Source organism: Vibrio sp. 811, assembly GCF_033339195.1.
Map to the genome: position 1 here is coordinate 1 of NZ_JAWOUB010000041.1, position 8,698 is coordinate 8,698.

Consider the following 8,698-nt stretch of genomic DNA (forward strand, 5'->3'; position numbering starts at 1 on the left):
GTAAGGTGTAAATACGAACACCAAAACAGATAAACACCGAAACTTATGACCTTTGGTGCCAACCCCGTACTAACGCCGCATTAAGGTGTGAGCGGCGCTTGGCTATACTTGAGCGAAGCGAAACCGCTAAGCGTTGCGAATCACTCTTAAATGCTTTGTTAGCTCGCTTTTCGCGCACCATTCCGAATGTTATCAAATGTATGCTCAACTATTTTTTGCATATCTGGATTACCCGACTGATAAAAAGCGCTTAAAACTGAAAAAGCATTCGAAGCTGGTTTATCCATAACCCAACGAACATCGTTGAAGTTGCAATGCTGTAAACCAATAGGACCAGTTCCCATGATTTTTAAAATAGTCCCCTCAAACGTGCAGCCGATAAAGTCTTTACTGTCTAATGTTACTATTTCTGGCCCGAAGGTTTTATTTACAACCTTTTCTGAAGGGCTATCCTCTAGAGAAAGCATTACACCTCGCTGCTCCCAAAGTTGAAGTTTATCTTCTTTAACGTCGAGATCCGTCTTAACCTCATTTAATAATAACTCCAAAGAACGAGTATGATTTCTAGACTCCTCTAGTTGCGCAAGTACATTTGCTTTATCTTTTTGTTCGGCATCTAGTTCTTTTAAAACTTGCTCGTGCTCAGGTGTAATTGAGTTCCTGAACCAATACATTGATCCCAATATTGGGCAAGTGATGAAGACGAGAATAGCCCATAATGGAATGCTTATATCAATCTTCAAATAATGAAGAGAACTAAACACCCCCGAAACTTCTAGGATCGCGGCAGCGACAATTGAAGCCAATACACTAAAAGTAAATTCTTTTTTTGTCATCTTTTCTTCCGTGTTGTCAGGATTTTTGAATGGAGAGCTAACGCCCTGCTAAGGGGTGAGCAACGCAATACCAAAGCCGCCGCATACCACCTTAATCACTAAATTCAACGCATAGTGAAAATGCCACGCGTTGCGAATCCCTCTTGAGCAGTTTGTTAGTTTGCAAACCCAAAGCGTTGATTTTACGTTATTTTAAACTTTGCAAACAATAAACTTTATGTGTTTTGATGCACTTAAGTCAGGCGTAGTCTCAAAGCGGCAACTCAATGAAACCACGTGGAACAAACAACGCCGCAGAAAACGAACTCACAACACCAAAAAGCACTTTTGGAAAACCAATCTCACAATGCGGACTCTCAGCAAAGTCACTGAAACCACGTGAACTTTCCACACCAGAGAAAACGTCATTTCAGCGAGTAAATCGGCTTTTGTACCAACAAACTCAACGAGCAGAGTTTCAGCAAAAAAGTTCAACTCAGTTAACCCAAAAGTCGCCGCACAAAAGAACAAATCAACCGTTGAAACGATGCCAATTTTGGATTATCACCACGCTAGTTAACACTGAAATTGAACTCCGATACGACAATTCAGGCTTTGAGCTTTTACCACTAGATCTTGCGATATAGCTACGTTTTTCCTCTTGCAAACTAACGCCTTGTTAAGGTGTGAGGCGCGCAATACCGAAGCTTCCGCATACCACCTTAACCACTAAAACCAACGCATAGTAAAAATGCCACGCGTGCCGAATCACTCTTGAACAATTTGTTATGTACGTGCTAAAGGTACACTACTGACTCCACATTGTTGCCCTCAGGGTCAATCAAAAACGCAGCGTAGTAGTTTGGAGCATAGTGTTTTCGTAAACCAGGCTTACCGTTGCATTTACCACCTAAAGATAACCCCGCTTGATGAAACGCAGAAACTTGTAATTTGTTTGATGCAGAAAAAGCAATATGGCACTTAGAATTACTGACGCCTTTTTCAATTAGAAACCTTACATTTGGCTCGCTCGAAAGCCCAAAGCCAGCAGCATTTTCATCTGACCACTTGAGTTCAATACCCAATGGCTCTAGCACATTCTTGTAAAACACACGACATTCTTCGAATGCAACTACCTTAATTTCAAAATGATCTATCACTCTCAATCCTTTAGAGTTGGTTACAATTTTCCTTAAAGTACATAACGCCGCATTAAGGTGTGAGCAACGCTACCACCAAACCTAAACCATACCACCGTAAACACAAAACCCAATGATGGAATGAAAAATGCCATACGTTGGGAATCACTCTTAAATGCTTTGTTATGCCCGTGCTCTTAAAGCATGCTGGACAGGAACTCTTTCGTCGGTTCAGGTAGTAAATCTTGCGGCTTATCCCCACCAAAAGTAGCTAAACCACTCTTACCTTCGATAATTCCAGATTTAACTACAGAACCAGATTTTACATCCACAACAACCATTTTTACTTTTACCTTGTCAGACTTTGCCGACCATTCTGTCGCTCGATCTTCCCAGTGCAGAATTGTTGGATACACCAAATAGTCAAATTTTCGTGAAGACGCAAAGTTTAACGCAGTGTTGTAGTCTTCTGGTCTTTTAGCAATAACAACATTATTTAGCGTTGCTACAAGCTCACCTTTTATGGTTTGGCTAACCATTTGCCCAGAACCTGGGTAATAATGACTTCCATACTGCCCATCTTGCGATAAGGCGATATATACTGCATTACTAGCGTTCAACTGAACATTGCTATCCGTTTTAGTTACATTCAATGAATGAGAATCAGCACAGCCAACGATTGCTGATAGAACGGCAGACAACAAGAGTATTCTTTTTTTCATTTTTATTTCCTATTACTAACATTCCCCATAAATGATAGTAAAAATCTAGACTTGTAGGGCATAACGCCCTGTTAAGGGGTGAGCAACGCAATACCGAAGCCGCTGCCAACCACCTTAAACACTAAAATCAACGCATAGTAAAAATGCCACGTGTTGCGAATCCCTCTTGAACAGTTTGTTATGTGCGTTGCTCAAATTCATACTCTGTAAGGCACCATTGCTTTGGACTTGACCAACTGATTTCTTTGAATGATGTTCTTAGGTCACCGCTCAATAAAAGTTGCTTCATAAAATGGCTAGGTGAAATATAAGCTTTATCATCGTAAGCAAACACAAAACCCTGCTTATTAAGCTCAAGCATCATCTGTTTGGTTTCCTCTGATTGAATCCCACCGTTGAGATCAAGCTCATCAATACGACCAACTGTATCGCCATCTCGACTGCTCTTGCTTAACTTTATTGAGGTCTTATCTATGGCAACAACGTGCGCCGGAGGGACTTCTCCTGATTGACCAAACTCAACTTTGTAAGGAGGCTGTTTTATCATTTGATCTCCAAGCACATAACGCCCTGTTAAGGTGTGAGCAACGTAATACCGAAGCCTCCGCATGCCACCTTAAACACTAAACGCAACGCATAGTAAAAATGCCACGCGTTGCGAATCACTCTTAAACAGTTTGTTATGAGCGGGGTTAAGAGTGCGCTTTAACGTACTTTTTAACCTTTTTCATAGCCATTTGACGCTTAAGTGGCGAAAGATAGTCAATAAACAGATTACCCGACAAATGATCTATTTCGTGCTGCATTACGATGGCTAGAAACTCATCACTTTCGATGGTAATTGGCTTACCTTCGCGATCTAAAGCAGATACAACAACTGAAGTAAAACGCTCTACGTCTGCATAGTAATCAGGAACTGATAAACAACCCTCTTGACCCAATGCTTTATCCGAGCCACTAATCACTTCTGGGTTAACTAAAATTAGCGGTTCATCTCGACTTTCTGAAAGGTCGATAATAACAACAGCCTCTTTACGACCAACTTGAGTCGACGCCAAACCGATACCATTGTCAGTCGCATACAGCGTTTCCAACATATCGTCTATTAATGTTTGTACCGTCGTAATATCTCGCACCTTTTCCGCTTTGACCTTAAGCCTTGGATCTGGTGCCGTTAGGATTTCTAAAACTGCCATATTTTCCTTCTAATTCTTGGAAGCTCATAACGCCCTGTTAAGGTGTGAGCAACGCAATACCGATGCACCCGCATACCACCTTAAACACAAAACGCAACGCATAGTAAAAATGCCAAGCGTTGCGAATCACTCTTAAACAGATTGTTATACCCGTTTTTCAACGTTTTATTGCCCCACTACACTCTGCCTAGTATGAGTAGAAAATTGCAACACGCCAAAAGAAGAGCCGAACCGACGAAGTTCTCGTATAGTAGGTTCAACTTCATCCCAAGCACCAATGATAGCTCTCATATAGCTCTTACCATTAGCCCGATTCAAGTTACCCGATAAAAAATAGTCTTCCGGTTTATCGAAAGCTGTATTCAGTCTGCGCAACCAAAACAAGCCAGCCGCACTCGATGCTTGGTTACATAGTTCAAGCATCATTTTTCTATTTAATTCAATCCCAATATGACGGTGCAATTCTGGGATACTCAGAAATTCATAAATTTGAGGAATAACATTTTCAAGTCGAACTAGCGGGTTGGGGTGAGTTCCGACTGGCTCACTATCTAAAGCCAAACTTTTGTTTCCATGGAAACGATAAAGTACAGACGATATCCCACATATGAATAAGTAAATTGAAGCTTTCAGGTCTTCACCTTTAAAATGACGCACCAGTTCACCTAGGCAAAAAATGATAGCTTCGAAGTCTGCTGCCATTTCTGTCGCATGATACAAAGCAGCCGTCTCTCCTTTAATCAGGTCACCACCTTGAGCGTAACATTCTTCAATTAATTTTGTTCCAACGTTCAATTTTTGACTACGAATATACCCATGTTCTTGAGTTAAGTGGCCTAACTCATGGAAATACACCCAAGTTATTGCCGCTATGAACATATTTTTTCTGTGAGCTTCACTAGAAAATATTGAAGGCAGCATTTCTATTGGTTGTTCAAAATCTTGAAACAAGAAGTCGAGAACTTGTTTATCAATGTCACTATCTAAATAGCTACAAAACGCTTCAATATCCCTATATATCTGACGAACCAACTCATAATGTATGCCGATTTTATGCTGAGGAGGCTCATCTACGTTTGAGCTAGACTCCGCCCATGCATTGAGAGTAGGTTCCTCACTCCACGACAAAGTTATCGTCCCGCCCAAATTTCCATAAGCGCCCTCATTCAAGTCTCCCGTAATTGCTGAAAGAACATTGCCTGCTAGTTCGTATATTTCGATATCTTCCAAGATCCACCTATATAAAATTTTCAACTAAAGGGTATAACGCCCTGTTAAGGGGTGAGCAACGCAATACCGAAGCCGCCGCATACCACCTTAATCACTAAAAACAACGCATAGTAAAAATGCCACGCGTTGCGAATCCCTCTTGAACAGTTTGTTATGTGCGTGGTTGAAACCTACTCTACACTTGGCTCCGGTAAAACTGGTGGTGTACTGTCCATATAAGTTAAAAAGTTTTCCCATAACTCATGCGTTCTTTGTTTAGTTAGCTTAGTTTTGCACGATATCGCCATAATTCCACGAATAGTTCCATCACGCCATTGCGTATAAACCGAATCACAGTGAGAGGACATATATGCTTGCCAATCCTGTTGAGCAAGCTTAATTGCTGCGATCAGTTCTGGGTCATGAGAGTTGTGCTCAAAGCTAGTGTTTAGATATTTGTCTAATTTAACTTGTGCTGACTCTAATTCAATAGCGGCACATTGGTTTATCTCGATTGTGGTCATCGCATTATTACAGTCAATGGACTCTTCTTCAGCAAGAGCACCAAACGAAAGACTAGCTAATATGATGATTAGACACTTATTCATCGTTTTCTCCGAAAGCACATAACGCCCAGTTAAGGGGTGAAGCACGAAATACCGATGTTACTGCATGGCGCTTCAACACTAAAACCAACGCATACCAAAAATGCCACGCGTGCTGAATCCCTCTTGAACTGTTTGTTATGTTTAAGATTCAATACCTTACGTTCAGCTGAACAGAAGTTTAACCCACCTGACTTTTGTAAACAAAACCAGAAGCTAAAAAACCGAATTAAATCATAAATTTGAACAAATAGAACTTTGAAAACAGAAAACACAAAAACTGAAGTTCTAACCTTAGAGATTGAGGAAAATGTTCGGAAAACAGCGTCAAACGACGCCAATTTGCGAAAAGTCCAAAACAGAATGACTTAGGGAACAAAGAAAAGACACAAGCTACTGATTTTACGTGATTAAACATAACGCCGCGTTAAGGGGTGAACAACGCGATACCACCCAATTTAAACCATTGTGCCATAAACACAAAAGCTAAACTTTGAACCAAAACTGCCAAGCGTTGTGAATCCCTCTTAAACGCTTTGTTAAGTGCAATTTTTACCCACTTCAGCTGAACAAGTGATATCGATCGTAGGGCTTAACATAAGACAAACATGACAATGCTTTTCCACCGCCTCTTGAGCTGCTCGCAAAATGTCAGACTCCTTAAAACCACTGCCATTTACTGTAAAGTGTAAGTTTGCTGATTTATATAAACGAGGTTCTGATTTCGTTAGGGCGAAAGTAACCTTATTTTCTAGGCCTTTAACTTCAAAACCTTGATCTTGTAGTAACAAGACGACATCCGTAGCACTACATGAACCTAAAGCCGACAATAGAACTTCCGTTGGACAAGGGGCTGTCTCACTTGTAGCGTCAACATTAAACGTAAAGCCGCCTTCGGTTGACACTTTAAAACGACAATCACCATCCCATTTTATATTAATGCTCATAGTTCCCTACTTTTTGATGTGACTTTCTCTGATTGCACTTAACGCCGCGTTAAGTAGTGAGCAACGCCACCACTGAACCTAACCTATTGTGCCGTAAACACTAAAGTTGACTCAAACCAAAAGTGCCAAGCGTTGCGAATCTGCCTTAAACGCTTTGTTAGTTGTAATTCACGCGATGTAAAAAACACCAACTCCAATAACAGCGAGACCAATTAAATCTAACACAGTGCCAATTTTTGTATTTGTTCTATTTCTAACTGTAATTCTATACTGTGGAGTTATCGTTGTTTCGGCAGGATGGTTTATCCACTCACCAATACCAATTAGAAGAAAGCCTACTGAAATAGTTGAAACAACATCATTTGAAACCATTAGAGGGTATTTGAGAGACAAAAACAAAGCGAACGCTGAAACAACCAAAATCACCTTGTAGTATTGATCTAGTTTTAATGTTGATAAGACTTTTTCCATAATTCCTCCTTACAACTAACGCCCAGTTAAGGGGTGAAGCACGCAATACCGATGCTGCCGCATAACGCCTTAATCACTAAACCCAACGCATTCCAAAAAAGCCACGCGTGCTGAATCCCTCTTGAACTGTTTGTTATGCTACTTTGTCACCGTCTACGTATAATTTACGTTTATATGACTCACTATCAAAACGCTTAATGTTTTGAAGGATATCAACTGTCGATTTACTAATGGGCTCTTGAGAATCAGCTATAGAATTAATGAAATACACAATACGACTCCAAGCTTTAAAGTGCTCATTCGTCAATTCAGAAGCCACAGGTAGGAGGCTCTCTAAAGTTCGGCGTTCACGTATTGAATGTTGCTGAATTGAGGTAAGAGCTGATTCATCTAATCCGTTTGACTTAATATACTGAATTAACTTATCGATTTGCTTGATATTTTTTTGATGGTCTTTACCAAAAAAACGACCTACTCGATATTCCTTAGGTACATTTTTGAAGCTATGCTTTAGAAAGAAAATAAGATACTCCCTTAACCTACGTTCAAGTGATACCAATTTTTTCTTTTTGCTTCGTTCTTGCCATCTATCAAACACCCAAAGAATTATAAGCAACTCAATGCAAACACCCATCAACTCTGGAGTTAAATTCCCAATTAAAAACGTATTGCTATCACCCAAATAAGCTAAAATTGAAAGTGCTAACAAAGCACACAAAAGAAAAATAGAAAAAGTTTTTTGGTTAAGCTTATCAAACCGCATACACTGAAATTTCACATAGATTAAGATTAGTAACGAGCTTTTATTCTAATTGATAAGGGGCAGGTTTTACACCCCAAGTAGCATAACGCCCTGCTAAGGGGTGAGCAACGCAATACCAAAGCCGCCGCAAACCACCTTAATCACTAAATTCAACGCATGGTAAAAATGCCACACGTTGCGAATCCCTCTTGAGCAGTTTGTTAGTCGCGAGGCACCGAGCGACAATTTTAAGCCAAACTAAACTTTGCGAACAACAAGCTTTATGTGTTTTGATGCACTTAAGTCAGGCGTAGTCTCAAAGCGGCTACTCAATGAAACCACTTGGAACAGCCAACGCCGCAGAAAACGGACTGACAACACCAAAAAAGCGCTTTTGGAAAACCAATCTCACAGTGCGGACTTTCAACAAAGTCACTGAAACCACGTGGAACTTACCACACCAGAGAAAACGTCCTTTCAGCAAGTAAATAAGCTTTTAAACCAACAAACTCACCGAGCAGATTTGCAACCAAAAACAGATTTTCGATTACCCCGCTCTATAACCACCAAAGAACGAAACAACCGCTTGGAAAATAGTAATGCATTGATTTAGAACCGATGAAACTGAGCTTTGACCGTCGAAGATGGAACTATGAATCAAACAACCAGTAGCCAAGTTTTGAGCTTAGAAACATGATTTTGACTACTAGCTTTTTCTGGCGACTAACGCCGCGTTAAGTGGTGAACAACGCTAACCACCAAACCTAAACCCTTGTACCTTAAACACTAAATTCAACTTGAACTGAAGTCGCCAAGCGTTGTGAATCCGCCTTAAACGCCTTGTTAGGCGAA

10 protein-coding genes are annotated in these 8,698 nt (G+C 40.5%); all 10 read right to left on the reverse strand.

The features are described from left to right. Positions 1-158: 158 nt before the first annotated feature. The gene (locus tag R7Q46_RS24290) at positions 159-836 is read right to left on the reverse strand and encodes a hypothetical protein (protein WP_262647747.1); all 678 of its coding nucleotides are present in this window, start codon (positions 834-836) and stop codon (positions 159-161) included. A gap of 776 nt (positions 837-1,612) precedes the next feature. After that, positions 1,613-1,975, reverse strand: a complete 363-nt coding sequence (locus tag R7Q46_RS24295) for a VOC family protein (RefSeq protein WP_005386966.1) — start codon at positions 1,973-1,975, stop codon at positions 1,613-1,615. Positions 1,976-2,151: 176 nt separating this feature from the next. Further along, positions 2,152-2,676: a DUF4823 domain-containing protein gene (locus R7Q46_RS24300; RefSeq protein WP_029785320.1), complete on the reverse strand. Its 525-nt coding sequence runs from the start codon at positions 2,674-2,676 to the stop codon at positions 2,152-2,154. A 178-nt stretch (positions 2,677-2,854) separates the two neighbouring features. After that, positions 2,855-3,223, reverse strand: a complete 369-nt coding sequence (locus R7Q46_RS24305; protein WP_318077837.1) for a hypothetical protein — start codon at positions 3,221-3,223, stop codon at positions 2,855-2,857. 145 nt (positions 3,224-3,368) lie between these two features. Continuing rightward, a complete protein-coding gene (gene def / locus R7Q46_RS24310; RefSeq protein WP_045480152.1) occupies positions 3,369-3,872 on the reverse strand; it encodes a peptide deformylase in 504 nt (167 codons plus the stop codon). A 165-nt stretch (positions 3,873-4,037) separates the two neighbouring features. Next, positions 4,038-5,102 carry a hypothetical protein gene (locus tag R7Q46_RS24315; protein WP_285386339.1) on the reverse strand — a complete coding sequence of 355 codons (1,065 nt, stop codon included), beginning with the start codon at positions 5,100-5,102 and terminating at the stop codon, positions 4,038-4,040. A 170-nt stretch (positions 5,103-5,272) separates the two neighbouring features. After that, entirely contained in the window at positions 5,273-5,689 is a 417-nt protein-coding gene (locus tag R7Q46_RS24320; RefSeq protein WP_109170378.1) for a lysozyme inhibitor LprI family protein, read from the reverse strand. A 536-nt stretch (positions 5,690-6,225) separates the two neighbouring features. Next, positions 6,226-6,633 carry an OsmC family protein gene (locus tag R7Q46_RS24330; RefSeq protein ID WP_318077839.1) on the reverse strand — a complete coding sequence of 136 codons (408 nt, stop codon included), beginning with the start codon at positions 6,631-6,633 and terminating at the stop codon, positions 6,226-6,228. A gap of 168 nt (positions 6,634-6,801) precedes the next feature. Then, entirely contained in the window at positions 6,802-7,104 is a 303-nt protein-coding gene (locus R7Q46_RS24335; RefSeq protein ID WP_074531763.1) for a hypothetical protein, read from the reverse strand. A 133-nt stretch (positions 7,105-7,237) separates the two neighbouring features. Further along, positions 7,238-7,867: a hypothetical protein gene (locus R7Q46_RS24340; protein ID WP_258452241.1), complete on the reverse strand. Its 630-nt coding sequence runs from the start codon at positions 7,865-7,867 to the stop codon at positions 7,238-7,240. Positions 7,868-8,698 lie beyond the last annotated feature (831 nt).